The organism is Dorea sp. ICN-14282 (genome assembly GCF_037890115.1).
GTDB lineage: Bacteria > Bacillota > Clostridia > Lachnospirales > Lachnospiraceae > Dorea_B > Dorea_B phocaeensis.
Map to the genome: position 1 here is coordinate 11,492 of NZ_JBBKBH010000003.1, position 25,692 is coordinate 37,183.

23 protein-coding genes are annotated in these 25,692 nt (G+C 44.4%); all 23 read right to left on the reverse strand.

Annotated features, from left to right (window positions below):
- Nucleotides 1-81: 81 nt before the first annotated feature.
- Nucleotides 82-2,130, reverse strand: coding sequence for an aminopeptidase (locus WKT00_RS08660; RefSeq protein ID WP_340263080.1), 2,049 nt, complete (start codon nt 2,128-2,130; stop codon nt 82-84).
- Nucleotides 2,131-2,526, reverse strand: coding sequence for a DUF6142 family protein (locus WKT00_RS08665; protein WP_340263082.1), 396 nt, complete (start codon nt 2,524-2,526; stop codon nt 2,131-2,133).
- On the reverse strand, nt 2,489-2,974 hold the full coding sequence (locus tag WKT00_RS08670) for a VanZ family protein (RefSeq protein ID WP_101695837.1): 486 nt from the start codon (nt 2,972-2,974) through the stop codon (nt 2,489-2,491). Before WKT00_RS08670 ends, WKT00_RS08665 begins: the two co-directional genes overlap by 38 nt.
- 32 nt (nt 2,975-3,006) lie before the next feature.
- On the reverse strand, nt 3,007-3,159 hold the full coding sequence (locus WKT00_RS08675) for a hypothetical protein (RefSeq protein WP_173814679.1): 153 nt from the start codon (nt 3,157-3,159) through the stop codon (nt 3,007-3,009).
- Between the two features lie 17 nt (nt 3,160-3,176).
- On the reverse strand, nt 3,177-3,857 hold the full coding sequence (gene pyrE / locus WKT00_RS08680; protein ID WP_101695836.1) for an orotate phosphoribosyltransferase: 681 nt from the start codon (nt 3,855-3,857) through the stop codon (nt 3,177-3,179).
- A 269-nt stretch (nt 3,858-4,126) separates the two neighbouring features.
- The gene (locus WKT00_RS08685) at nt 4,127-5,692 is read right to left on the reverse strand and encodes a hypothetical protein (protein ID WP_022317765.1); all 1,566 of its coding nucleotides are present in this window, start codon (nt 5,690-5,692) and stop codon (nt 4,127-4,129) included.
- A gap of 60 nt (nt 5,693-5,752) precedes the next feature.
- A complete protein-coding gene (ade, locus tag WKT00_RS08690; protein ID WP_340263087.1) occupies nt 5,753-7,489 on the reverse strand; it encodes an adenine deaminase in 1,737 nt (578 codons plus the stop codon).
- Nucleotides 7,490-7,502: 13 nt separating this feature from the next.
- Entirely contained in the window at nt 7,503-9,287 is a 1,785-nt protein-coding gene (locus WKT00_RS08695; RefSeq protein WP_101695833.1) for an adenine deaminase, read from the reverse strand.
- A gap of 309 nt (nt 9,288-9,596) precedes the next feature.
- Nucleotides 9,597-10,499: a dihydroorotate dehydrogenase gene (locus tag WKT00_RS08700; RefSeq protein ID WP_101695832.1), complete on the reverse strand. Its 903-nt coding sequence runs from the start codon at nt 10,497-10,499 to the stop codon at nt 9,597-9,599.
- Nucleotides 10,499-11,284: a dihydroorotate dehydrogenase electron transfer subunit gene (locus WKT00_RS08705; protein ID WP_340263089.1), complete on the reverse strand. Its 786-nt coding sequence runs from the start codon at nt 11,282-11,284 to the stop codon at nt 10,499-10,501. Before WKT00_RS08705 ends, WKT00_RS08700 begins: the two co-directional genes overlap by 1 nt.
- A gap of 21 nt (nt 11,285-11,305) precedes the next feature.
- Complete coding sequence (gene pyrF, locus WKT00_RS08710; protein ID WP_101695862.1) at nt 11,306-12,232, reverse strand: orotidine-5'-phosphate decarboxylase; 927 nt, start codon at nt 12,230-12,232, stop codon at nt 11,306-11,308.
- A gap of 13 nt (nt 12,233-12,245) precedes the next feature.
- The gene (locus WKT00_RS08715) at nt 12,246-13,523 is read right to left on the reverse strand and encodes a dihydroorotase (protein ID WP_340263092.1); all 1,278 of its coding nucleotides are present in this window, start codon (nt 13,521-13,523) and stop codon (nt 12,246-12,248) included.
- 111 nt (nt 13,524-13,634) lie between these two features.
- Entirely contained in the window at nt 13,635-14,813 is a 1,179-nt protein-coding gene (locus WKT00_RS08720; protein WP_101695829.1) for a S41 family peptidase, read from the reverse strand.
- Nucleotides 14,814-14,844: 31 nt separating this feature from the next.
- A complete protein-coding gene (locus WKT00_RS08725) occupies nt 14,845-15,954 on the reverse strand; it encodes a murein hydrolase activator EnvC family protein (RefSeq protein WP_101695828.1) in 1,110 nt (369 codons plus the stop codon).
- A 52-nt stretch (nt 15,955-16,006) separates the two neighbouring features.
- Nucleotides 16,007-16,915 carry a permease-like cell division protein FtsX gene (ftsX, locus tag WKT00_RS08730; RefSeq protein WP_340263095.1) on the reverse strand — a complete coding sequence of 303 codons (909 nt, stop codon included), beginning with the start codon at nt 16,913-16,915 and terminating at the stop codon, nt 16,007-16,009.
- On the reverse strand, nt 16,905-17,591 hold the full coding sequence (gene ftsE / locus WKT00_RS08735; RefSeq protein ID WP_101695826.1) for a cell division ATP-binding protein FtsE: 687 nt from the start codon (nt 17,589-17,591) through the stop codon (nt 16,905-16,907). Before ftsE ends, ftsX begins: the two co-directional genes overlap by 11 nt.
- A gap of 16 nt (nt 17,592-17,607) precedes the next feature.
- Entirely contained in the window at nt 17,608-18,696 is a 1,089-nt protein-coding gene (locus WKT00_RS08740) for a PucR family transcriptional regulator (protein WP_101695825.1), read from the reverse strand.
- Between the two features lie 213 nt (nt 18,697-18,909).
- Entirely contained in the window at nt 18,910-19,578 is a 669-nt protein-coding gene (locus WKT00_RS08745; protein WP_101695824.1) for a WecB/TagA/CpsF family glycosyltransferase, read from the reverse strand.
- Between the two features lie 111 nt (nt 19,579-19,689).
- Nucleotides 19,690-19,890, reverse strand: a complete 201-nt coding sequence (locus WKT00_RS08750) for a small, acid-soluble spore protein, alpha/beta type (protein WP_101695823.1) — start codon at nt 19,888-19,890, stop codon at nt 19,690-19,692.
- Between the two features lie 72 nt (nt 19,891-19,962).
- Nucleotides 19,963-20,871, reverse strand: coding sequence for a DUF4097 family beta strand repeat-containing protein (locus tag WKT00_RS08755; protein ID WP_340263099.1), 909 nt, complete (start codon nt 20,869-20,871; stop codon nt 19,963-19,965).
- Nucleotide 20,872: 1 nt separating this feature from the next.
- Nucleotides 20,873-21,538 carry a DUF1700 domain-containing protein gene (locus tag WKT00_RS08760; protein ID WP_340263101.1) on the reverse strand — a complete coding sequence of 222 codons (666 nt, stop codon included), beginning with the start codon at nt 21,536-21,538 and terminating at the stop codon, nt 20,873-20,875.
- Nucleotides 21,535-21,858 carry a PadR family transcriptional regulator gene (locus WKT00_RS08765; RefSeq protein ID WP_101695820.1) on the reverse strand — a complete coding sequence of 108 codons (324 nt, stop codon included), beginning with the start codon at nt 21,856-21,858 and terminating at the stop codon, nt 21,535-21,537. Before WKT00_RS08765 ends, WKT00_RS08760 begins: the two co-directional genes overlap by 4 nt.
- Before the next feature lie 189 nt (nt 21,859-22,047).
- The gene (gene addA / locus WKT00_RS08770) at nt 22,048-25,689 is read right to left on the reverse strand and encodes a helicase-exonuclease AddAB subunit AddA (protein WP_340263104.1); all 3,642 of its coding nucleotides are present in this window, start codon (nt 25,687-25,689) and stop codon (nt 22,048-22,050) included.
- Between the last annotated feature and the right edge of the window lie 3 nt (nt 25,690-25,692).

Consider the following 25,692-nt stretch of genomic DNA (forward strand, 5'->3'; position numbering starts at 1 on the left):
ATCTTCTTAAATGCACCTTCTGAGAATTTTCCTTCTCTCAGTATTCGCCTGCATTCATAAGCTATTCATATAAATACTACCTTATTTATAAGTATTTTTCAATGGCTCATTTAAAATTTCTGTTCCAGGAAGCACAAATTTTCCATTCTCAAGAAGTAAAATCTCGGTTCCATCCTTTGTGATCACTGCAATCTTTCCCAATTCCTCATACGGGATCGTAATATCTGTATGACAATGAAAGTATGCTTTCGACACATCTTCCTTTCTCTTAAGTGAAACAGAATTATCTCTTGCTACAATTTCTTTTCCGTTCGGATTATAAACCTTGATATCCTCACTCCAGCTGTAACAGGTATCTCCCACGGCAAAATGCGGTCCCATCTTTTCCGCAATCAGAATCGGCATCTTTTCTTCGATTCCGTACTTCTTCGCCGCTACATACGCCGTCGTATTCGTTCCTATCGCGAACTCACCTAGCGGCAGCGTAGGGTGGCGGTACAGAACATTCTCCCGAATATATTCCTTGTTCTCCATCTCCCGCTCAAAATTTTTACAGGTATAATCCGCAATCATTCCATTGGAAAATGTAAGTTCCAGGTCTTTGTACTGCAATTCATTCAAATACACTTTACTGACATGCAGCACTCCATTCGTACCTTCCAAAACCGGTGAAGTAAACACTTCTCCCACCGGAATATTGACATCCGCCACACAGTTTTCAAAAATGGTTTCTTTTAAAGGATCCTTCAATGGATAAAGCTGCACCGCCAGATCCGTCCGGTTATCGCTTGCACCAAGAATCTTTACATGTGTTCCCTGATCCAGCGCATCAATCAGCGTCTGCTGCACCCGTTCGTAGGTACTTGCATCTAACGTATTAATTTTGATGATCTCATCAAAAATTTCTTCATACTGCTCTCCGATCTCCGGCACCGGATAAGCAATAATCGTAAAGCTTCTCTCATCTCCCGGAATATAGGTATTGACCATCTGGCTTTGCCGACTGTCAAACGAAAGCATGATTTCATTCTGCTTCTTGGTAAGCTTCAAAGCCTCACCCTTTGATTCCGGCGCAAATGGTTCTTCCCCGAAGACCTCCATGCAGGCCGGTCCCGCCAACTGCGCCGCCTGATCTTTCAAATGTTCATAAGCCGTCTGCATCACCTGTAATTTGCGTTCCGCAAATCTGCGGTCTAAGAACAATGCCTGATCATCCTTATGATCGTACTCATACTGCTTGTTGGCAACTCCTCCATAATATCCTACTTTTAAATGCTGACGCTTGGTAAGCACACTGACCCCGGAACGATAAATCACCGGCTCAAGCCCCATCTTTCGGAAATTTTCGATTGCCCGGCGGATCACCCGTTCAAATCCAAGGACATAACGAATATTGACCACCGATTTTTTAGACAGGTCTTTTCCGGTGTTGACAAACCCAATCCGGTATCCTTCCGTGTAAACATCCGCCATCTTCTGAATGGTTTCCTCAGAAAGTGAAGCCAGATGCCTGGATGTGCCCAACTCATTTTCACTGATATATTCTCCGAACTGATAGAGATACCGGACATCCGTAAGATCACTTTGCAAAATCAGATCAACTGCGAAGGATTCCAAAGGATCCAACTGCTCCCGAATCCGATCTGCCGTAAACACATCACAGTAATCGCTGGCATACCAGTACACCGTGTCTCTGACCGCACTTTCTTCCGGCACCTTTTCTCCTTCAAACTGATTATAAACCTCGATTAATAATTCAAACAGAATATCCAGATATTCCGTCTTTCCTTCAAATGTATAAACAATCGCTCCCCGAAGTTCTGTATAAAGAAAGCTCAATATCTGCCCATAGCCTTCGCCCAGCATACGAACAGCATAAGCCGGATTTGCATAACTGGTTTCATAAGCTTCGCCCAAAATATCCCGGTAAAGTCTCTCATTCCACGCTGCCAGCTCCTTCTGATCTGCCTGCTGGTAGCTCCCTTTTAGAAGCTGCGTTCTCAGTTCATCAATCATCTGTACAAACGCTGCCATCTGATGAAAATAATCCCTGTATTTCTCCGGCACCGTATTCTCACTTTGCATCACGCGGATTCTTTCCACCGCAAGTTCATATCTTTCTTCAATCATTTAAAACAGCCCCCTGATAAATAATGCTGCCAGCCCAGCTAAGAACACAGAATGTACTGCAATTCCTACTTTGCATGTAATATAATTTTTATCCCGCTCTTTTCTTCCTCTGATACCAAGTGACAGCCCCATCACGGATAACGCCAGGGTACCAAGTCCTGCAAATCCCATCAGAAGCCCCACTTCTCCTTTGCTGATATAAGAATGGATCATCATCAGAAGCAAAAGCAGAAAAACAACCACTGCATAGATACAGGAATACACTCCCTTTTTCGCATGCTTCAGCGGTGCTTGTCCGTACTTGGTACGAATCATTTTCTTTCTTCTCTTTTCACGCTCTTTGATCAGTGCTTTTGCTCTATCTTCTTCTGTTTTTGGTTTTCTTTTTATGATCATGTCGTCTCCTTACAGCCGCACACATGCTGAAAATCAAATATCCGACCAGTCCTCCAATTGTATTGAGAAGCAGGTCATCCACATCAAAGCTTCCCACTTTCGTAAGAAGCTGAAAAGTTTCTACACAAAGGCTCAATCCAAAACTGTAAAATACGGTAGAAAAGAAGCTTCTATATCTGCTTGCCATCGGCATAAAAAAACCAAACGGCACGAAAATCACCACATTCCCAAACAGATTTGTGAACATCGCGAACATTCCTACCTGATCCCGATACTCCCAAAATCTTCTGATTTCCTTAAAAAGTTCAAGATTATAATGGTATTCCTGCATTTCGCCGGTGCGTCCGTACCAGTCTGAAAAAATCAGAAAATATATGATAAAAATCACATACAGCACAAACAATATCTTACCAAGGATACGGATTCTTTTTCTTTTCTTTGCGTTCAATCATTCAGCACCCTTTCCCAATTTTAAGCTTCCTAAAAAGTCAGCCCCTTCTTTTCCTTCAGCAAGCGCGCACCACTAATAATGGTAAGCACTCCTGCCGCCACTCCGATTACGGATATTACAATCCCAACCGCAATATTGACTGCCCCTGCAAATGTCATGACTTTATATGCTTTTTCATTCATGTTACATCCTCCAGATTCTATTTCGCACCATACTGTTCATAATATGCGTCAATTGCTGCTTTTAATGTATCATCAATCACAACTTTTCCATTGCATTCTTTGTTATAGAGGCATTCTACAACTTCTTCCATCGTCACGATTGCAGCCGTCTCAAATCCATACAGTTCCTTCACTTCATCAAGCGCGCATTTTTCTCCACCTTTTCCTACTTCCATGCGGTTCAAAGACACCATCAGACCAACAATCTCTACATCTGCCGCATTTCTTACCTTCGGAACGGTCTCCTCCATGGATTTTCCGGATGTCGTCACATCTTCAATCATAATTACGCGGTCTCCGTCCTTAAGCTTGCTTCCCAAGAAGCTTCCCTTATCTGCACCGTGATCCTTTTCTTCTTTACGATCAGAACAATAGCGGATCTCTTTTCCATACAATTCACTATAAGCAATCGCCGTTACAACTCCAAGCGGAATCCCCTTGTATGCAGGTCCGAATAAAACATCAAAATCATCCCCGTAGGTGCTGTGAATTGCTTTCGCATAATATTCTCCCAATCTCTTTAACTGAGACCCTGTAACATATGCCCCTGCATTCATAAAGAACGGGGATTTTCTTCCACTCTTCAGTGTAAATTCCCCAAACTTAAGCACATCGCTTTCTACCATAAATTCAATAAATTCCTGTTTATAACTTTCCATATCTTAAAACCTCCATATTTTATCTTTTTATTGGATCTTTTTAACTTTAAAAAGCTCTTTTTAATCCTCTCAATCTTATCACAAATCTTAGGTTTGTTCCAATGCTTTTTTCATACTTCCGGCACTCCAAACATTTCAGCGCAGCTGTCGCTCCCTCGCAAGCTCCTTCATAAGACAAAAAGCAGCCGCAGGTGCATGTTCTATTTTCTGCACCCGCGACCGCTTTTCCCCGCTTTCTTCCAGCGTTTTATTTCTTGATTTTCTTTTTCCTATACATAATCAAAATGATCCGGTCCTTTAAACCAACTGCTTCGTCCCATATGGAAGATCAGCGCTAATACTGCGATTACAAGATATCCCACAGCAAACGGAGAGGTCGGATTAAATCCAAGCTGTGCACTATGAATAAAGCCAAAGCAAGCCAGTACATATCCTGCTACCGCAGTAATTGCCACCTTATCAAGCTTCTTATCGATAATAAATACTGTCATTGTTCCAAGCAAAATACCGATAATGATTGCTCCGCTCTTCACTCCCGGAACACCATTCCACATCACGCCTGCATCCTTGATCATCTGTGTGATCTCTGCATTGTATTCAGATAATCCAGAAGATGTAACCTCTGTATAATATCCAGCCAGTCCTACGGCACCTGTAATCTGTGTATAAAGATAGTCTGCAACCGGCGGAATCATCGCAATTCCAACTGCTGCGTAATGCTTCACTTCACAGTCTTTAAACGCCTGCGCCACCATAACGATCGCACACCACAAGAATGTTACCGCACAGACTGCCGGCGGAACCATATTACTTAAGAAAGTAAACAGTCCGAACAATCCGGCTGCACCAAGCACGATTCCAGATACAAGAGAATAGCCGATTCCGGCATTGGATTTTTTAAGTCCGGCATGTCCAAGCCATACGGTATTTGGCACGACACCTCCGCAAAGTGCAGAAATCATAGTACAGATTCCATCCGCAAACTGAGTCTCACGGACATTATAATTATCACCTGCCGCGTTCGCTGCTTCTACATTATCCATCGTTTCAATAAAGTTATAAATCTCAACAGGAATTACAATCGTCAAATAAGGAGCCACAATCGCAAATCCATCAATTAAGTGCTGGATACTGTTGACCGGATTCGGAATATAGAACCCGATTCCGCTGAAATCTACAGTTGTACGTCCCAGACAGAACGCATATATGATACCGCCAACGATCGCAACAACAAGCGGTGGAATCTTCTTCGGGAATAAATATCCTCCGAAAATACCTACCATTGCAACGAACAAAATCGGAAGACCTACCAACGGATCTCCAAACACATCAAACACACCCTGTGTTGCCATCCAGATAAAGCCAATTCCTGCAACTGTACCAAGAAGCGCTGCTCTTGGAAGCTTCTCTTTCATCCACGGTCCGATAAAACCACCGATAAATTCTACGGCGCCACCGATAAAACAGGCTGCCACCGCTGCTGACCATGCAAGCATTGGATCCTCTAACGCGTAATGAAGCGGCATAATCACTCCGTACAAAATTACGAACATCGCCGGAGTAGACACGCCGGACGGGAGCGCTGTTACATCCGCTCTTCCTTCTTTCTTAGAAAGTCTGCGTCCCATATATGCATAATAAACACCACTACACAACAAGCCAATGGACATTCCGGGGATGACATAACCGTACACAATCTTGTCCGGCCATCCAAGAACTCCTGATAAAGTTGCGATAACAATTAAATAGTTTACAATATTATTTGTAATGGAATAGCTCATTCCACCGATGTCCCCACGTCTGAACCATGGGACGATTGTCTTTTGTTTTTCCATCTCGCCTTCCTCACTCTTACTCTTCTTATTCTACTGATTTCCCTGATTTACTCTCGTTCGTTATTCGTTCGCCTCTACCGGAATAAATGAAAATGTTGTTACATCAAATAAGCCCATATCCGTAAGCTTTACTTCCGGAATCACTGCCAGCGACATAAAGCAAAGTGTCATCACCGGTTCTACATCTCCACAGATTCCAAGCTCTTCATATGCTTTTTCGTGGATATCGGTCAATTTCTGATCTACCCACTCTCCGCTTCTGTCACTCATAAGTCCACCGATCGGCATCGGCATGCTCTCGATCACTTGTCCTTCTTTTACAAGAACAATACCGCCTTCCTGCGCGATCAGGCTCTGTACTGCAAATTCCATCTCCTCATCATTGACACCAACCACAATGATATTGTGGGAGTCATGCGCAATCGACAACGCTACCGCACCGGACTTGATGCCGTATCCTTTCAGGAATCCGCAGGCAACATTTCCCGTTCCCTGATGTCTTTCCACCACGGCTACTTTTACAATATCTTCTTCTGGGTTACGTACAAATTCACCATTTTCATCCAGTGTAATTTCCGCAGTCGCCTTTCCAGTTACGACTCCACCAGGAAGAATCTGAATCACATTCACTTTATTAGACTTCAGATTCATTTTAAATTTCTCTTTGGAGAAATCTTTTACAATCACACTTCCCTTTACAGATGAAATATCATGCACCTGAATTTCCGGAAGATATTTTCCATCTTCTGCCACAAATTCACCATTGATCCATACTTTATCTACATGGAAATCTTTCAAATCATCAAGCAATACGATGTCTGCACGGTATCCTGGTGCAATTGCTCCGCGATCCTTTAATCCAAAGCATTCTGCCGCATTTAAGGTTGCCATGCGGATAGCCGTCACTGCGTCCAGACCTTCTTCTACACAGATTCTCAAGTGATTGTCAAGGTGACCTTCGTGAAGAATTGTCTTTGGCTGGCGGTCATCAGAACACAGAAGACATCTTCTGCTGTTTTCCGATGTTACGCCCTTCAAAAGCGGTCTTAAATTATGACATGCAGAACCCTGTCTAAGAAGAATATACATTCCTCTCTCAAGACGATCTTCCATCTCTTCTACAGTAGAACATTCATGGTCTGCTAAAATTCTTGCTGCCGCGTAAGCATTCAGATCATTTCCTACAATTCCAGGACCATGTCCGTCAATGATCTTTCCTTCTTCTTTGGCAACCATCAGCTTATCCAACACGCTGTCATCTGCTCCGATTACGCCTGGGAAATTCATAAATTCACCAAGACCTAAGATTCCGTCTCTCTTAATTGGTTCTTCCATTTCCGGCGCACCGATCACTGCTCCGGCATGTTCAAATGGTGTTGCCGGCACACAAGACGGAAGCACGTACTGAATATCAAGAGCTGTTCCCTTGGCAGCTTCCATCATATAATCAAGTCCTGTAATTCCACATACATTTACGATCTCATGCGGATCGGCAATAATTGTTGTTCCGCCATGCGGTACTAAGAGACGTCCGATTTCTTCCGGACTTACATAAGAAGATTCAATATGGATATGGCTGTCAATAAATCCAGGCGCCGCATAGCGTCCTTTTGCATCCACGACTTCTTTTCCTTCATAGTTACCGATTCCTGCAATCTGTCCTCCACTTACTGCAATATCGCCTTCTACAATTTTACCGGAAAATACATTGACTACTTTACAATTTTTGATGACCAGGTCAGCCGGAATTCTTCCGGCTGCCGTATCAATTAATTTTTTTAATTCTTCTTTTTTCATACTTTCTGTCCCTCTATTTCTCTACCACTTCAAGAACTGGATCAAAGGTTGTAAGCGCCACATAGTCTACCGGACCTGCATCTGTAATCGCATAATCCGGAATTGCTGTGATCGGCAGGAAGAACATGTACATCATTGGATCCGGAAGATCGGAACCAAGAGATCTTGCCGCCTGATCGATGAGCTTTTCGTGCGCTGCGATTTCTTCCGGCTCACGGTCACTTACGATTCCTCCTACTGGAAGTGGAAGAAATTCAAGAATTTCTCCGTCTGCAACGACAACCTGTCCACCGCCCTGTTCGATCAAATAATTTACCGCGATAGACATATCTTCTGCATTTACTCCCATTACAACCAAGTTGTTATCATCCGGAGCTGCGGAAGATGCCATTGCACCTTTTTTCAATTTCCATCCGGAACAGAACGCAAGAGATTTATTTCCGTTTCTTCCGAATCTTTCTAATACAGATACCATTGCCACATCCTGCTCGGTATCAGGAAGAACGATTCCATTTTCTACCTTCAGAACAACATCTCTTCTCTTACGAACGAATGGTCCTTTTACATCCATAGCCAGAACTTTTGCTTCGCCATTCTGGATAGAGGTCTTATATTCAAAATCTTCTTTTGTTGTTTTCTTACACTTCAGTTCCCCTTTCAGTACGGAACTTCTCTCCGGAGCCTGAAGATCATAAGTAAGCTTGTGGTCTTTTGCCACCATCTTACCGTTTGTCATAACTTCTTTTACTTCAAAGTTCTCAAGATCATCTACAAAAAGGATGTCTGCAATTCTTCCCGGACAGATGGATCCAACTTTATCATCAATGCGATATGCTTCTGCACTATTGATGGTTGCCATCTGGATTGCTGTCATTGGCTCAACACCAGCTTTGATTGCCAGACGCACCACATTATCAAGATGTCCTTTTTCCAACACATCTGTCGCTGTCACATCATCGGTACAGAAGCTGACGCGACGTGCGAATGCAGGATTTACCTCTGTCACTGCTTTGATATTTTCCTCAAGGAAATGTGTCACAGAAGATTCACGGATCAGCATATGCATTCCTTTTCTCATCTTCTCTACCACTTCCTCGTGATCATAACTCTCATGGTCCAGACGCACTCCGCCGCACAAGTAGCCGTTCAAATCATTTCCTCTTGCCATTGGCGCACATCCAAATACCGGAAGACGATTCTTATAAGCCTCTGCAATTGCTCCCAACGTATCTTCATCCTCTTCCTGCAGGAACTCTCTTACCGTCTCCCAAACACCGTAGCATTCCGGCCACTGCTGAACTTCTGCATGAACTTCCTTCGTAAAGTTAAATGCAACTGTTGACTGCGGAATGGTATATGGTGTCTTATAAGGCGCTCCCCAGAACACTTTCAGCGGGCTCTTCTTTACTTCTTCCTGTACCTCTTTTAATCCTTCCAAACCGGATACGGAAATATATTCGTCAAGTCCTGAGATCATACTTGTGGTTCCTCTTGGAACAACCGCTTTTGCATAACTTGTAATACTGAGCTTACTGCATTCGCTGTGGATATGTCCGTCGATCATACCTGGGGTTAAATACATCCCTTTCGCGTCAATGATCTCTGTCTCTGGTCCAACATAAGCTTCCACATCGCCAACTGCTGCGATCATATCCTTGTAAATCGCAATATCCGCCGGATAAATCTCACTGGACATAACATTTACAAGCTGTCCTCCCTTGATCACTTTGTCAGCCGGGATCTTACCTCGACCTGCACGGATCATTTCCTTTAAGTTCTCTACTGATGTTCTTTCCATTTTCGTAATCCTCCTTAACATTGTCTCTCTTGCAACAAAAAAGATACATCGGCCAAAGGCTAAACAGGTTTCCCGTCCTGCAAATGTATCTTGAAGAATTTTGAAATATTCAGTTGTATTATCTCGTTAGATTTATCATAGCATATTGATCTGCAAATGAAAATCTCTTACCCCATTACATTTTTGCATATCCATTCATAAGTTATACTTATAAAGGGAAGAGCACCTATTTCAATAAGTGCTCTTCCCTTTATATTTCATTATATTTCATTATACTTCCATATTGTATCGCAGATAATTTGATCACAATTAATCGACCAGTCCGACCATATCGGCAACCGTCTCAAATCCGTATTTTTTCATATACGCTTCAATTCCATCCACAATCTCCATCGTCACAGCCGGATTGTGGAAGTTAGCTGTTCCTACAGACACCGCACTGGCTCCTGCCAGAATCATCTCAATCGCATCTTCTGCACTGGCAACTCCACCCATTCCGATAATCGGAACCTTCACCGCATGCGCTACCTGATAAACCATACGCACCGCAATCGGATGAATGGCTGGACCAGATACACCTCCGGTCTTATTCGCCAATACGAACTGTCTCCGGTTCACATCAATCTTCATTCCAGTCAGTGTGTTGATCAGAGAGACCGCATCTGCGCCACCGGCTTCTACAGCCTTTGCCATCTCTGAAATATCTGTCACATTGGGACTCAACTTCATAATCACCGGCTGCTTCGCATACTTCTTCACAGCCTTTGTAATCTCTTCCGCCGCTTTCGGATTCTGTCCAAATGCGATTCCGCCTTCCTTAACGTTCGGACAGGAAATATTGATTTCCAGCATATCCACATCCTCATCTGCCAGACGTTCCACCACTTCACAGTAATCTTCTGTTGATTTTCCACATACGTTCACGATAATGCGAGTATCGTATTCTTTCAAAAACGGAATGTCCCGCTGACAGAACAGATCCATACCCGGATTCTGCAGCCCCACTGCATTCATCATTCCTCCATAGACTTCCGCCACTCGAGGAGTAGGATTGCCCGGCCACGGAATATTGGCAACACCTTTTGTCGTCACAGCTCCCAACCGGTTTAAATCTACATAATCCGCAAATTCAGCGCCGGAGCCAAAGGTTCCAGATGCTACTGTTACCGGATTTTTCCATTCCACTCCCGCGATATTTACCTTCATATTCATCAGATCTCCACCTCCGTAGACAGGAATACCGGACCATCTTTGCAGATCCGCTTGTTATTCACATTGCTGTGATGATCCTTCTCCTTCGACTTGCAGACGCAGGCAAGGCAAGCTCCGATTCCGCATGCCATTCTCTCTTCCAAAGAAATATAACATTCTATGTTCTGTTCTTCTGCATACTGCTTGATTGCCCGAAGCATCGGGGTCGGACCACATGCGTAAATGATGTCAGCCTCAAGACCATTTTCCCGAATCGCATCCATAACATTTCCTTTTGTTCCCACACTTCCATCTTCGGTAGAAATATAAAGCGTCCCGTTCTGCTCAAATTCTTCCTTCAAAAAGGTCTGCTGATCGCGGTAACCCGCCAGAATCTGCTTTTCTTCACACTCCAGCTGTTTTGCCAACTCCAAAATTGGCGGCACACCAATTCCACCGCCCATCAAAAACACTTTTTTCCCTGCTGCTCTTTCCAACGGAAAACCATTTCCAAGAGGTCCGATAACCGGAATGGTATCTCCCGCTTTCATCTGTGAAAAACTTTCTGTTCCTGTGTGCTCTCCTGTCACGCGGTATACCACGCAAAGGCTGCCATTTTCTGCATCGATCTCACAGATGCTGATCGGACGCGGAAGAAGCTTTGTTCCATCGTTCGTATACAAAGACAGGAACTGTCCCGGCTTTGCCGCCCTGGACGCTTCCGTCCGAATCCACATACTGTATATTCCATCTGCAAGCTGTTCTTGAGATATCACCACAGCCTGTTCTTTCTTCTTTTCTTCCATCCTTGTTCCTTCTTCCCTTTTCTATTTCTGTTCCAGACTTTCCCGAATATCAGCAATCATATCCTCTACTGCTGCTCTGGAGGCATCCCCAAAGTTTTCTTCTCCATATTTTGCGTATGCTTCCTGCTTATAAGCCGCGATAATTCCACGGGAAGAATTAATGATTGCACCCAATCCGTCTTCATTGAAGAAGTGAACCAGATCTTTGCCTTTCCCGCCCTGGGCTCCATATCCCGGAACCAGAATATAGGATTTCGGCATTACTTTACGTAGTACTTTTCCCATCTCAGGATAGGTTGCTCCCACAACAGCTCCTACATAACTGTACTCATCGCCCATATGCTCGCTTCCCCATTCTGCAACTTTCTCTCCTACCAACTCATAGAGCGGTCTTCCATCGATCAGTCTGTCCTGGAATTCACCACTGGAAGGATTGGATGTTTTCACCAAAATAAAGAGGCCTTTCTTTTCTTCCTTACATACATCTACGAATGGTTTCACACCGTCAGAGCCCAGATACGGGTTAACCGTCACAAAATCTTCATCAAACGGTACATATGTCTTAGATCCAACCTGTACACGTCCCACATGACCTACTGCATACGCCGCAGAAGTAGAGCCAATGTCTCCTCTCTTAATATCTCCAATAACTACCAACCCTTTTTCTTTACAATAATCAACCGTCTTCTTAAAAGCGGCAAGTCCCGGAATTCCAAACTGCTCATACATAGCGATCTGTGGTTTCACAGCCGGAATCAGATCATATGTCTTATCTACGATCTCTTTATTGAATTGCCAGATTGCTTCTGCCGCGCCTTCTAAAGTCTCTCCGTATTCCGCAAAAGCTTTGTCCTGTACATGCTTTGGAATATAGTTTAACATTGGATCCAGTCCAACCACGATTGGCGCTCCTGTCTTTTTAATATTGGCTACTAATTTGTTAATCACTTTTCGTTCCTCCTTATTTCTCGTATACAACTTTTCCATCTACCAGCGTGAACCGTACTTCTCCTGTTACGGTTCTTCCGTGAAACGGTGTATTTTTTCCTTTGGATACAAACGTATTCTTATCAATGGCGTAGGTTGGATTCGGGTCAAAAATCACCAAATCTGCCTTCTTCCCTTCTGCTACAGCTCCTTTGTCCGAAAGTCCCAGAATCTGCGCCGGATTGTAACTCATCTTCTCTGCCATCTGCATCACAGACAAAATTCCCGTCTTCACAAGCTCCGTATAGGTCAGCGCCGCGGATGTCTCAAGACCCACAATTCCAAATGCCGCCTTCGCCATAGATCGGTTCTTCTCTTCTTCTGAATGAGGTGCATGGTCTGTGGAAATGACATCCATCGTTCCATCTGCCAGCCCACGCCTCAACACTTCCACATCTTTCTTCCCTCGAAGCGGTGGATTCATCTTGTAATTACCGTCATCTTCCAAGATATCGTCTGCCGTCAGAATGAAATGGTGCGGACACACCTCTCCTGTTACCGGAAGGCCTTCTTCTTTGGCAAGACGAATCATCTCTACACTGTCCGCTGTAGAGCAATGACAGAGATGGAGCCGCACTCCCGTCTCTTTTGCCAGCAGAATATCTCTTGCTACGATCACATCTTCTACTGAATTCGTAATTCCTTTTAGTCCCAGACGCACAGCGTTCTCATCGGCATTCATCACACCGCCCTCTACCATGGTAATATCCTCACAGTGGGCAAACACCGAGATTCCTTTCTCTTTCGCGATCTTCATCGCCTTGCGATAAAGAGAGGCATTCATCACCGACTTTCCGTCCTCGCTAATGGCATGGCATCCCGCTTCTGCCATCCCTGCAATATCGGCCAGTTCCTGACCTGCCTGATCTTTCGTAACCGCGCCGATTTGTATCACATGAGCAGGAGACTCTTCCTCCGCCCTCTTGTGAACCTCTGCCACCTTCTGCCCGTCATCCATAACCGGCTTTGTATTTGGCATGGCGCACACCGTTGTAACACCGCCTTTTACCGCAGCCATTCCACCCGTCTGAAGGGTCTCTTTATATTCCAGTCCCGGATCTCTCAAATGTACATGGAGATCAATAAATCCTGGCATCACATAGCAACCTTCCGCGTCCAGCACACGGTCTGCAGTCTCGTCAATCTGTTCTGCCACGCGCACGATTCTGTCCTCTTCCACCAGCACGTCAAAGCGTCCTTCCGTTTTGGAGGACGGATCTACTACCTGTCCATTACGGATTAATATTCTCATATTCTCTATCCTTTCCTTAAACATCACAGTTTGTAATTTATTTTATCACAAGGCATGATAAAAGGGAATGCCTGTTTTGCATTCCCCTTTTGATTCCTCTTTGTTGTGATTTTATTTCGTTATTTTTTCTTTTACAACCTCAACAGCCCGGTTCAGCTGATTGTCTGCCGTTGGATCTTCCAAATTCGCTTCATATTCCACTTCTACATCTGGAACGATTCCTTTTCCGTCAATACTTCTCTCCTTCGCTGTAAAATATTCCGCAACTGTAAGCTTTAAGGACGTGCCGTCTTTCAAATCGAAAACCTGCTGAACTACGCCCTTTCCATAGGTCGTCGTTCCCACAATCTCGCCAATTCCATAATCCTGAATGGCTCCTGCATAAATCTCAGATGCGCTTGCGCTATTGCCATTCGTCAGCACAGCCATCGGTTTTTCAAACTTATGCTCCTCATCCGAATCAATCTGTTCCTTATGCCCACCTTTATCTTCGGTAAACACAATCGGTCCCTTTGGAAGCATCAGATCCAGCATATCACACACGGTCATCAAATTGCCTCCCGGATTATTCCGAAGGTCTACAACCAGACCTTTCATTCCCTGGGCTTCCAGATCTTCCAACGCCTTCTTATACTGCTCGTAAGTCACTGTGTCGAATTCAGATATCGCAATATAGCCGATCTGATCAGCCATCATCCGGTAATCAACGGTCTGCGCTTCTACCTTGTCACGGGTAACCACTGCCGTAATCTCCTCTGCTGTCTCACCCCGAAGCACCGTTAATTCCACCTTGGTTCCTTTTTCTCCCTTAATTTTAGAAACAACCTCGGAGAGATCTTTCCCAGTCACTTCCTCGCCTTCTACCTTGTAAAGGATATCATTATCCCGAAATCCCGCCTTCATTGCCGGCGAATCTTCATATACCTGAACCATTGTAATCGCTCCCGTCTCCCGATCCTGGCTCATAAGCACTCCAATTCCCTCAAATTCTCCGGAAGACGTCTCATACATTTCTTTCGTCTCCTCTTTATCGTAGTAAGCAGAATAAGGATCTTGAAGTCCTGCAATATAACCCTTGTAAATGCCTTCTGTCAGCTCCTCTTCATCCACCTTATGGATATAACTTTCATCAATCAAGGATTCCAGTTCACCCAGCTTTTGCTCCACCGCTTCTGCCGGATTCTTTCTTCTGCCATTATTCAATTTTCCACCGCAAAATACTAATCCTGCCGCTAATAACATAGCGAGGGCGCCACAAAGCGCCCCCTGCAAAAAACTTTTCTTTTTCATTCTATAAAGTCCTGTTCTGTTTTCCGTCTTCCTACAAGAAATTTCTCGGATTTACCGGTGTTCCGTTCTGCATTACCTGAAAATGCAGATGAGGTCCGGATGAATTTCCCGTATTTCCTACCGTTGCAATATTATCTCCTTTGCTGACTGTCTGACCTGCCCGCACAAACATCTGATTGGTATGCATATAATAGGTTTGCAGTCCGCCGCCGTGATCAATAATCACAAGATTTCCAGCATTACCGCTATAACTTGCCTGAAGCACACGTCCAGAATCCGCTGCATAGATTGGAGTTCCTGTTCCTGCCGCAAAATCCATTCCCTTATGGTTGGAACTTGCTCCCGGAATCGGTCTCGGTCTCCATCCAAATTCACTGGAAATATAAGTATAGCCCGGACACGGATGTGCAAAACGTCCATTTCCCGATATCAAAGAACCGCCTGCATTTGGAGAATATCCATTATTTGCCTCGTTCTGCTTTCTCGCTGCCGTTGCTGCTGCTTCTTCCAGCTCAGCAAGTGTCGCCTTAGCGTCACCAAGCTTGGTGTCCAGTTCACTGATTTCTGCATCTTTGCCGCTGATCGTACTCTCTACCTCGGTCTGCTTTGCAATCAGATCATTCTGCATCACTTCCAGATCATCGTATTCTTCCTGCAGCTCTTTCTCCTGCTTCTCCACAGTTTCTACCACTTCCTGGAACTCTGTCAGCATATCTCTGTCATATTCCGAAATGGTTGTAATATATTCGGCATTATTTAAGAAATCACCAATTGACTGGGATGCACAGAGGATCTCAATAAACTGTGTATTCCCATTTTCATACATGTACTGGATTCTCTTCTTCATGCTGTCATACTGATTGCTTTCATCAATCTTTGCTTCAATCAGTTCTTCTTCCTTGGCAGTAATCTCTTCTTCCATATCCTCAATCTTGGTCTTGGTCTCCTCCATATCGGAAATGATATCCGCCAGCTGCGTTGTTAGAGATTCTTTTTCTGCCTCCGCTGCTTTCTTCTGATTTTCAAGTTCTTCTGCCTTCTTTTTTGCCTCGTCAATTCCTGCCGCTTCCACCTGAGCCGCCATTCCAAAGCAAAGCGTCGTCGCGAGAAGGAGACTGACAATTTTCTTCTTACCTTTCATATGTATCCCCCTTGGCATTGATACCTCTTATCAAATCATTCTACCTTGTCTGCTATACTTTCAGATGCTTGCGGATCGTAAAGAAACTTCCTACAAAACCAATTCCAACTCCCAATGCAATTCCAACTGGAAGTAACGTACGGTAAACGTGTGCCACCGGAAGGAAATCTATAATATTGTTCAGCAGACTGAACCGAGTCATTACATAAGCCACCGCTTTGTCATACATAAAATACAGAAGTACCAGCGGGATCAGCGCTCCTATCACACCGATCAAGAGACCTTCAATAACAAACGGCGCCCTGACGAATCCGTCCTTCGCTCCAATATACTTCATAATTGCAATCTCTTCTCGTCTGACCGTGATACCCATGGTAACCGTATTACTGATCAGGAAGATAGAAACTGCTAAAAGGATTGCAATAATCGCAATGGAGATATATCCTACCAGCTTATTCACACTGGTCAGCGTCTTTGCCACAACATCAGACTTATTTACCTTACGCACGCCATCTAACGTCTCCGCGTAAGAAACAACGTCTTTCTGTTTGGACACATCCGCCATGTAAACCTCATAGTTATCAGAATTGGCAAGTGGATTATCGTTCTTAAATCCTTCTGCCAGTTCTCCTGACTCTCCAAAGTAATCATCTTTGAATTTATCCCAGGCTTCATCTGCACTGACATATTTTACTTCCAGAACACCTTCCGCCTTCTCAAGCTTTTCGCCGATGTCCTCCTTTTCGCTCTCAGTTGCATCATCATCGAAGAATACGGTAATCGCAACCCCTTCTTCTGCTTTTTCCACAATATAGTTAAAGTTCATTACAATAGCGTAGAACAATCCAAACAGGAAGATACAAGCTGCCATCGTCGCAACAGACGCAATGGAAAACATCTTGTTTCTTCCGATGTTCTTCACCCCTTGTTTCATCGAATATCCGACTGTACTAATTCTCATTATTATACCCACCTTTTTTCTCGTCGCTTACAATGACTCCCTTTTTCATCGTAATTACACGCTTCTTCATCTCGTTTACAATTTCCTGATTATGCGTAACAACCAGTACCGTTGTTCCTCTTTCATTCGCCTCTTCCAACAGTTTCATAATCTCCCATGAATTGGTCGGATCCAGGTTACCGGTAGGTTCATCTGCCAACAGAATAGCCGGTTCATTAACGATCGCACGCGCAATGGCAACTCTCTGCTGCTCACCTCCCGAGAGCTCTTTCGGGAAGGATTTGTACTTCTGCGCAAGTCCTACCAGTGACAGTGCTGCCGGTACTTTCTGCTTAATAATACGAGTTGGCGTCTCCGTTACTCGCTGTGCAAACGCAATATTTTCATAAATGTTTCTGTCTTTCAGAAGACGGAAATCCTGGAACACAACTCCGATTCCTCTTCGGTACATCGGAATCTTTCTATGCTTCAGTCTCGCCAGATTCTGTCCATTTACTACAATACTTCCAGACGTAGGTTCCAGCTCTTTCATCATCAGACGAATCAGAGTTGACTTTCCTGACCCACTGTCTCCTACGATAAATACAAACTCTCCCTGTTCAATCTTTAAATTGATTCCATTCAGAGCTGCAACCCCTTTTGAGTACTCTTTCGTTACTTCTTTTAATTCAATCATATTCTCCTCCTGATCCTTAATACTCCAGCGTCTCCATATACTTCATATACTTCACTACCATCAGTGCAATCTTAAAAGTAATGGCATCCTCAAACACGCGCAGATCAAGCCCCGTGCTCTTCTGAAGCTTATCCAGCCGGTATACCAGCGTATTCCGGTGAATGTATAACTGTCTTGACGTCTCTGATACGTTCAGATTGTTTTCAAAGAATTTATTGATCGTCGTCAGCGTCTCTTCATCAAAGTCATCCGGCGACTTTCCTTCAAAAATCTCACGTATAAACATCTTGCAAAGCGGAATCGGCAGCTGATAAATCAATCGTCCAATTCCCAAAGCACTGTACGCAATCACATTCCTCTCCCCAAAGAATATCTTGCCGACATCCAATGCAAGCTTTGCCTCCTTGTAGGATTTGGACACTTCTTTGATATCACCTACAATGGTTCCATAAGCAATCAGTACATCCTCTTCTCCGTCATCCTTCAAAAGTGTGTACATATTCTGAGCGATCTTCTCAAGCTCCACATGCCCGTCTGTCGGTTCCAGTTCTTTTACTACAATAATGTTTTTCTCATCTACCGCTGTCACAAAATCTCTTGCACGGTTTCCAAGAAGCGTACGCACATTGTCAAGGGCATTGCTGTCCTTCTCGTGCTTCGTTTCAATAATAAAGATAACACGTCTTACTTCTGTGTCAATATGTAATTTTTTGGCGCGGTTATAAATGTCCACCAGAAGCAGGTTATCAAGCAAAAGATTTTTAATAAAGTTGTCTTTGTCAAACCGTTCTTTATATGCGACCAGCAGATTCTGAATCTGAAATGCCGCGATCTTGCCTACCATGTAGACATCATCGCTTCCGCCATTTGCCAAAAGAATATATTCCAGCTGATGCTCATCAAAAATCTTAAAGAACTGATATCCCTGAACAACCTGACTGTCTGCCGGGGACTCCACAAAGGAGACAATCTCGTCTTCGTAGTTCTCCTGTTCCGCAAATGTACTTGCCAGAGATCTCCCGTCCGTGTCCATAACACAGAAATCAATCCGCGTAATTCCTTTCAATCCTTCAATTGTATTTTGAAGTATTTGATTAGATATCATATTCCATCTCCTCCACTCGTTTCAATATGCATTTTCCACAACAAATTTATCATCGATGCAGACAAATCGCATACTACCAATCCCTATATTAATATATATAAACAAAAAAATAAAGAGGAAATTACGTATTTTTGTTAATTTCCTCAGGTTATTTCGTCTTTTCCCGTTTTTTCGTGCTATACATAGTGACGAAATATATTTCTTATTTTTTTCTTATCTCTTGCTTTTTTCTACTTCTTTTTTCAAAATATACTTTGTTACAAACCGAGCAATTCTTCCCTCTCCAAAGCCTCTGCGCCTCACTGAAAGAATCCCCGGCCCCATTCCAAGCCATACTTCAGCATCCAGCCGGCTTCGATTCCGAATAATGAACTCCTGCTCCAAGGGCGCCGGAAGGGATGCAAACACACAATCTGCCTCTCCTCCGTTAATCGCGTTCACCAACATATCATCCGCCCGGTCTTCTGCTGAAACCTTCGCAAGACCTGCAACCTGAATCCCGCTGTAATTCTTCTGAAGATAATCATAGAACTGCTGTCCTTCTTCTTCCGAACCAACCAAAAGATAAACCCTCTTATGATTCTTATGAAGATAACGCAAAAACATCTTCAGAAAGACCTGCCCTTCCGTCTCTTGCAGATACTTCCGGTCCGTCACCTCTGCTGCTTCCAGAATCATCTTATCCCCGGCCAGCACCAGATCAAACTGACTGATCCCCTCTTTTAGCTCCTGCGCTTCGTTGATTCGCATCAGCCCTTCTGCCGTCACCATCTCGATCACACTAACCGGCATGGATCCCAAATACCCGATCGCCGCCTTCATTGCCTCTTTTGCCGGACATTTATTTATTTCTATATCAAATACATTCATCTTACTGTCCATCACTTCACCTGCTAATTCCTATTGCCAGTTTTTCGATTATAGCAAATGGGGCATGTCTTTTCAAGCTTTCTTGGTAATTGTTCACACTTATTAATATTCTTAATAATTTTGTTACTTTTGAACTTCTTTTTGTGCTTTTCGTTTCTTTGTCATCAGACCGCCAATTCTTCCGGTCTCTTTTGACGACAAGGATTTCCATCCCTGTTCCATCACCCGATCCAGAAGTCCCAATTCTTCTGCAATCTCATATTTCAATTTCTCTTCCTTCGGTAAATTCGCCAGATCCACTGGCTGTTTCTTTTTTCCTGCCATAACAAATACCCCTTTCCTGTTTTCTAAAGTATTGACTCAGGAAAGGGGTATTATTCATTTTTTCTTTATTTTCTATTCTTGGGCTTCAAACTGCACAGTTACCGTTCCCATTCCGCACTCAATTCCAAATTCTCTTCCCGTATGATTCAGAATCTCCTGTTCCAATCCAACTCCGGAATAATGTTCTTCTCCAAGCAGCACGGTTCCAGCTCCACACTCGATCTCATAATCATAGGATTCTTTTTGATCCGATGCAGTATAGTTGATCTCACCTGTTCCACAACTTAGACTAACTTCCTGGCGTGCCGTTCCTGACGCTGCCAGCGTACCCGTACCACAGTCCATTTCCACCTCATTTACTTCAAAACCATTCACATCTGCCTCCCCAGCTCCAATGTCTACCGACAGACTGTTAGAATGAATATCTTCTATATATAAGGCTCCCACTCCTATGGACACAGAAATCTCATTTAATAGACGATCGTATGGCACATAGAACGTGATCTCTCCCAAATGTCCCAGGTTCTTTAATTTCGCCGATTTCTTTTGAGAACTTATCATCAGTTCGCTTCCCTCCCGGCTGCAGAAAAGTCCCAGTTCTTGCGGAACATCATGCGTCTCAACTCTTACGTGATTTTCTTTGGATGGCTGAATATGAACCTCTGCTCCATAGATATCAATCTCCAGCTCCTGTACTCCTTCATATATTTCTTCTCCGTCTGCTGCCAGTACGTCCCGGCCTCCCTGCCAATGGTGGTCTTCGTCATCCCCGTCGCCGATTTCGTCTAAATCATCCAGCCAATCATCCTGGAATAGTCTGATTCCATGTCCATCGTCATTCCAAATCCCGATTCCATTGGGGAACCGATAGCGAAGCGACGCTGCCGATACCCCCATTGCCAAAGCTACAACACAGCACGCAACACCGATTCCTGCCGTCACGCCACATACAATCCAGAAATTTCTCCAGCGTTTCTTCATATTATGCCACCTTCTTTCTATTCTTCACCTTATTCCACATTTTCGTAATCCATCTGCCTGCTGCCGGAAATGCAATCATGCAAAGCTTTACCAAAAGTACACTTGCGATGACTCCGCACACCCCTGCGATCAGTCCTCCGCCAATCAACGCAAGTCCCACCGCCGGTTCTGCGATCAAAAGTGCAATTCCTGAAACAACTGCCAACACACCTGAAACCACAACAAGAACCGCTGTTAAAATCACGGAAAATACGGTTGCAATGATTCCGGCAAGTAATCCCAATACTCCGCCGCCGATCCCCAAAAGGAGGGGAAGCCCAAATATTACCACCAGTACAATCAGTACGATCTTCCAGATATGATTGCTCTGTTCCTGCGTTCCGACGTTCTGTGTCCCATTATTCTGCGCTCCGGCATCCTGTGCTCCGGTATGATTCGCTCCAGTGTTCTGTGTCCCACCACTTGCTATCTCTGTCTGAATGCCAAGATCTTTTTTTATATTCTCTGCCACCTTCTCCGGACTTCCAAGCTCCTTCACAACATCCTTTTCTTCCTCGCCTGCATCGTCAAAATAGTCATTATAATACTGCATAGCTTCCTTACGCTCTTCCACTGGTACATCCTGCAAAAGTGCCGCCAGTTCTGTCATAAATTCAATCCGATTCATGCAATAACACCTCCCTCAAATAGATTACTGATCTTTAACGAATATTCTTTCCATTCTGTCCGATAAATCTCTAACTGATCTCTTCCTCTTTCTGTCACCTTGTAATAACGACGGTTCCTTCCATCAAACTGCCTGTCATATACTACCAGGCATCCATCCTTCTGCAGTCTTCTAAGAACCGGATACAGTGTAGACTCTGACACGTCTATGGCTCCCCTTACGTCCTGCGTAATTTTATATCCGTAAGTCCCTTCCGCTTCCCGTGACACAACCGCCAGGACAATCGCATCCAAAAGTGCAGCTCCGGTGTTAAATACCATATTCTCACTCCTTTTCTTTGGACTTTTAGTTTTGCAATATTGTTTTGTTGTATATATTATATGTCGTATAATATAGTTTGTCAACATATATTATAAAAAGAGTGTAGTAAGAAAGAATCTGACATACATTTGATGCCATCCTTTCCTATCACACTCTTTTTAAAAATCTTATTTTATAGTTTTTCTCCTTTACGGCAGTTTAATCTCCTGCTGAAGGGTAAAAGAATAAATCCATTTCTCTTTCACTCGTTTTCCGGTAATCTGCTCCAGTGCTTTTCCATAATAATCCAGCTGTCCATGGTATCTCTCCACCAGCTCTTCTGCCCTGTACACCCGATCCGTCTTATAATCCAAAACCACCAGTCCATCCGCTTCCTCAAAGTAGACGTCGATGATTCCCTGTACCAGAAGCAATTCCCCTTCCTGTTCGTCTGGATAAACGTCCGACGCATCTACACCCAGTACAAAGGGTTGTTCCTTCCAAAGCTTTCCGCTCCTTGCCGCTTCTTTCATCCGAAGTCCTAAATCGCAGGATAAAAATGTAAGAATATCCTTTGTCTGAATACACTCTTTCATTTCCTGTGTCATCCGTCCTTCCACGATGAATCTGGCGGCTACTTTCGCAAGCTTCGATCCATCATAATCATCCGCAAAATTCAAAAGCTCCATCAGGCGGTGGTACGCTGTACCCCTTAATGCTCCGGTCAATTTCTCTTCTTTTTTCAAAAACTTCGGAATCAAAGGCGCCACCTCTGGTTCCCCGTAAAGTGCTTCTATGTCTTCTCCCAGAGCCTCTTCTTTCTCCATAAAGTAAATCTGCTTCTTTAACTCTGACACGGTAAACTTAAGCTTGCGGCCACTTTCAGACGCATAGGGATACCGATATCCAAACTGTTCTGTGACCCCGGATAAGCCATCCCCCGTCTTTTGTCCACACTGCTTATACTCTTCCATCCTCTCCCATGTCTCGAAAGCTGCTCGCGTCACTTTCTTCACCGAACGTTCTTTTATCTCGCCTTCCACAACATCAAGAATTGTCCAATATTTTCTGCAAATTGGGATGTGTTCATCGATTCTTGCAAGAGCCGGAAGAATCCAGTCCCAGAAAGTAGATGCCTTGCTGAGTCTGCCAAATCCAAGCTCTATCTGCTGCCGGCTTCTGAGCATACAAACCGCTTCTTCCTGCTTCACAGGATCCGTCATTGTTCCCGTCAGGATCAGCTTTTCTTTCGCACGCGTCAGCGCTACATAGAGCACCCTAAGCTCCTCTCCCAGACTATCCAACACTTCTTCTTTCTGAATCATTTTCTTAATTAGGCTCGGTCTCTTTGTCCGCTCTTTCAGATTCACGGCATCCAACCCGATTCCAAGTCCTGCATGGATTACCACACTGCTCCTTGCGTCCGTCATATTGAACCGCTTGCCAAGTCCGGCTACAAACACCACCGGAAACTCCAAACCCTTACTTTTATGAATCGTCATAATCCGAACCGTATCCGACTGCTCATCTTCCATATTCGCCTCGCCATAATCCACATTATATTTCTGCAGCTGCTCAATATACCGAACAAAATGAAACAATCCTTTATAACTCGTGGACTCGTAGCTTCTCGCCTTCTCCATCAGCATTTCTAAGTTCGCTCTTCTCTGCTCTCCTCCCGGCAGCGCATAAACATAATCTCCGTATCCTGTCTCTGTCAAAATTTTCCAAAGCAGCTCGTGCATCGGTGTATACGGAACCATCCTCTGGTAATGATTCAGCGTCTCGAAAAAGTGACGAAGCTTCTCCACAATCACCGGATTCGGCTGTTCTTCATCCTCCGCCTTTGGAGAAAGATATTCTATTACCGCCTCAAAAAACGGCTTCTTAGGGCTGGCACTTCTAATTGCGGCAAGTTCTGTTTCTGTCACTTTACCAAACGGGGATACAAGCGCTGCCGCCAGCGGAATATCCTGGCACCGATTATCTAAAATCCGCAGATAATCCAGGACAACCCCGACTTCCCATGCATCAAAATAGCCTTCTTTCGTTCCTGCGTAGGCTGGAATTCCTTCCCGATTTAACACCTCAGCAAATACATCTGCTATCCCCTGCACGCTTCGCGTCAGGATGACGATATCCCGGTACCTCACCGGTCGGAAACCGCCTGTTTCCTTATCTACTACCTGGAAGCTGGAAAGAAGCTCTTTGATTCGTCTTGCAATCACTCTGGCTTCCAGTTCTCGCTCCGAGATTTTGCCCGCCTCATACTCTTCCATCCTGCTGTCTATCATCAGCACTTCCGTCTCCTGATCTTCCCCTTCCGGATAGCCGGCTCCTACATAAAGCGCTGCCTGATCATCATAAGTAATCCCGCCAAGACTCTGCGTCATCAACTGCCGAAAAAGATAGTTGACGCTTTCAAGCACCTGACTTCGGCTTCTGAAATTCTTATGAAGATCAATCCTCTGCATCCGGCTGTCATCGGTACTGTAGGTACGAAACTTTTCCATGAACAGTTCCGGTCTTGACAGGCGGAACCGATAAATGCTCTGCTTGACATCTCCGACCATAAATATATTATACTGCCCCTGATACACTCTGGAGATACTGGTCAGAATCGTCTCCTGAATCAGGTTGCTGTCCTGGTACTCATCGATCATAATCTCCTGGAACTGCTCCTGATATTCCACTGCAATCTCTGACGGTTTCCAGCCGTCTTCTGTCTTACTAGCCAGAATTTGAAGGGCATACTGTTCCATATCTGAGAAATCAATCAGATTGCGGGCGCGTTTTTTTTCTTCAAAGGCTGTTTGGAAGTGAATCACCAATTCCTTCAATTCTTCTATGGCAGGCTGGCACCGCGAAAGATCTGCCAGAATCTCTTCCGGGCTTTGAGAAAAATACTGATTCCCCAAATCCTTGATCATTTTTCGCAGTTCGTCCCGAATGGACTTCACCTGAGAAATCTTCTCCTCAGACACAGTCTCATCCTTGTTGATAGCCAAACGCACCAGTTTTGCCTTAGACACCTTCTGGCAAAGCTCTCCAAAACTGGTTTCTTCTTCCAGTTCTTCCAAAAGTGCAAGATCTTTCCTTAGCGTTCCTTCGTAAGCCGCCGGTCCATCAGCCTCCAGACAAATGGCGATTCCCTGTTCCATCAGCTCTTTTAAATCTGCCAAGTACTTTTTCACATTTTCCATGGCAATTTTTACATATCGATTTTCTTCCAGCTCCTTCTCATCCCTGATTCTGTAAGCTTCCACACATTCTTCTAGCCAGTTGTCTGCATCCGGATAACTTCTGGAGATCTCATAGATTTTCAAGATCAGCTCTTCTAACTTCTTATCGCTCTTCCCTGCTCCGTAGGCCGATGCGAAATCAAGAAACCGCTGCTCTCCTTCCTGGTACTTTTCTTCCAGCACAGTTTCCAGCACATCGTGGCGCAGAAGCTTTAACTCTCCTTCCTCACCAACCCGAAATCCCGGATCCAGATCGATAGCAGGGAAATGATCCCGGATTACCGACAAGCAGAAACTATGTATCGTTGTAATACGTGCATTGTGAATCAGTGTCGCCTGCTGTTTCAGATGTTCATTCTCCGGGTAAGCCTCCAGCGCCTTTTCGATCGCCACACGGATTCGTTCTTTCATCTCCGCTGCCGCCGCTTCTGTAAAGGTCACAATCAGCAGGCGATCCACATCCACCGGAGTAGGATCCTTCGTCAGCATCGTGATAATCCGTTCCACTAAAACTGCCGTCTTTCCCGAACCTGCTGCCGCCGATACCAGAATATTACGGTTCCTTAGATCAATCACTTTCTGTTGTTCTTCTGTCCAGGTCACTCCCATGAT

Excerpts from the sequence above, each read along its gene's own strand:
- WKT00_RS08760 (WP_340263101.1), bottom strand. The coding sequence starts at position 21,538 with ATGAATCGGATTGAATTTATGACAGAACTGGCGGCACTTTTGCAGGAT.
- WKT00_RS08720 (WP_101695829.1), bottom strand. The coding sequence starts at position 14,813 with ATGAAAAAGAAAAGTTTTTTGCAGGGGGCGCTTTGTGGCGCCCTCGCT.
- addA (WP_340263104.1), bottom strand. The coding sequence starts at position 25,689 with ATGGGAGTGACCTGGACAGAAGAACAACAGAAAGTGATTGATCTAAGG.
- WKT00_RS08660 (WP_340263080.1), bottom strand. The coding sequence starts at position 2,130 with ATGATTGAAGAAAGATATGAACTTGCGGTGGAAAGAATCCGCGTGATG.
- WKT00_RS08725 (WP_101695828.1), bottom strand. The coding sequence starts at position 15,954 with ATGAAAGGTAAGAAGAAAATTGTCAGTCTCCTTCTCGCGACGACGCTT.
- WKT00_RS08715 (WP_340263092.1), bottom strand. The coding sequence starts at position 13,523 with ATGAGAATATTAATCCGTAATGGACAGGTAGTAGATCCGTCCTCCAAA.
- pyrE (WP_101695836.1), bottom strand. The coding sequence starts at position 3,857 with ATGGAAAGTTATAAACAGGAATTTATTGAATTTATGGTAGAAAGCGAT.
- WKT00_RS08765 (WP_101695820.1), bottom strand. The coding sequence starts at position 21,858 with ATGGTATTTAACACCGGAGCTGCACTTTTGGATGCGATTGTCCTGGCG.
- ftsX (WP_340263095.1), bottom strand. The coding sequence starts at position 16,915 with ATGAGAATTAGTACAGTCGGATATTCGATGAAACAAGGGGTGAAGAAC.
- WKT00_RS08750 (WP_101695823.1), bottom strand. The coding sequence starts at position 19,890 with ATGGCAGGAAAAAAGAAACAGCCAGTGGATCTGGCGAATTTACCGAAG.
- WKT00_RS08700 (WP_101695832.1), bottom strand. The coding sequence starts at position 10,499 with ATGAATATGAAGGTAAATATCGCGGGAGTGGAATGGAAAAATCCGGTA.
- WKT00_RS08745 (WP_101695824.1), bottom strand. The coding sequence starts at position 19,578 with ATGGACAGTAAGATGAATGTATTTGATATAGAAATAAATAAATGTCCG.
- WKT00_RS08675 (WP_173814679.1), bottom strand. The coding sequence starts at position 3,159 with ATGAATGAAAAAGCATATAAAGTCATGACATTTGCAGGGGCAGTCAAT.
- WKT00_RS08705 (WP_340263089.1), bottom strand. The coding sequence starts at position 11,284 with ATGGAAGAAAAGAAGAAAGAACAGGCTGTGGTGATATCTCAAGAACAG.
- ftsE (WP_101695826.1), bottom strand. The coding sequence starts at position 17,591 with ATGATTGAATTAAAAGAAGTAACGAAAGAGTACTCAAAAGGGGTTGCA.
- WKT00_RS08665 (WP_340263082.1), bottom strand. The coding sequence starts at position 2,526 with ATGATCATAAAAAGAAAACCAAAAACAGAAGAAGATAGAGCAAAAGCA.
- ade (WP_340263087.1), bottom strand. The coding sequence starts at position 7,489 with ATGAAAAAAGAAGAATTAAAAAAATTAATTGATACGGCAGCCGGAAGA.
- WKT00_RS08740 (WP_101695825.1), bottom strand. The coding sequence starts at position 18,696 with ATGATATCTAATCAAATACTTCAAAATACAATTGAAGGATTGAAAGGA.
- WKT00_RS08755 (WP_340263099.1), bottom strand. The coding sequence starts at position 20,871 with ATGAAGAAACGCTGGAGAAATTTCTGGATTGTATGTGGCGTGACGGCA.
- WKT00_RS08695 (WP_101695833.1), bottom strand. The coding sequence starts at position 9,287 with ATGGAAAGAACATCAGTAGAGAACTTAAAGGAAATGATCCGTGCAGGT.
- WKT00_RS08685 (WP_022317765.1), bottom strand. The coding sequence starts at position 5,692 with ATGGAAAAACAAAAGACAATCGTCCCATGGTTCAGACGTGGGGACATC.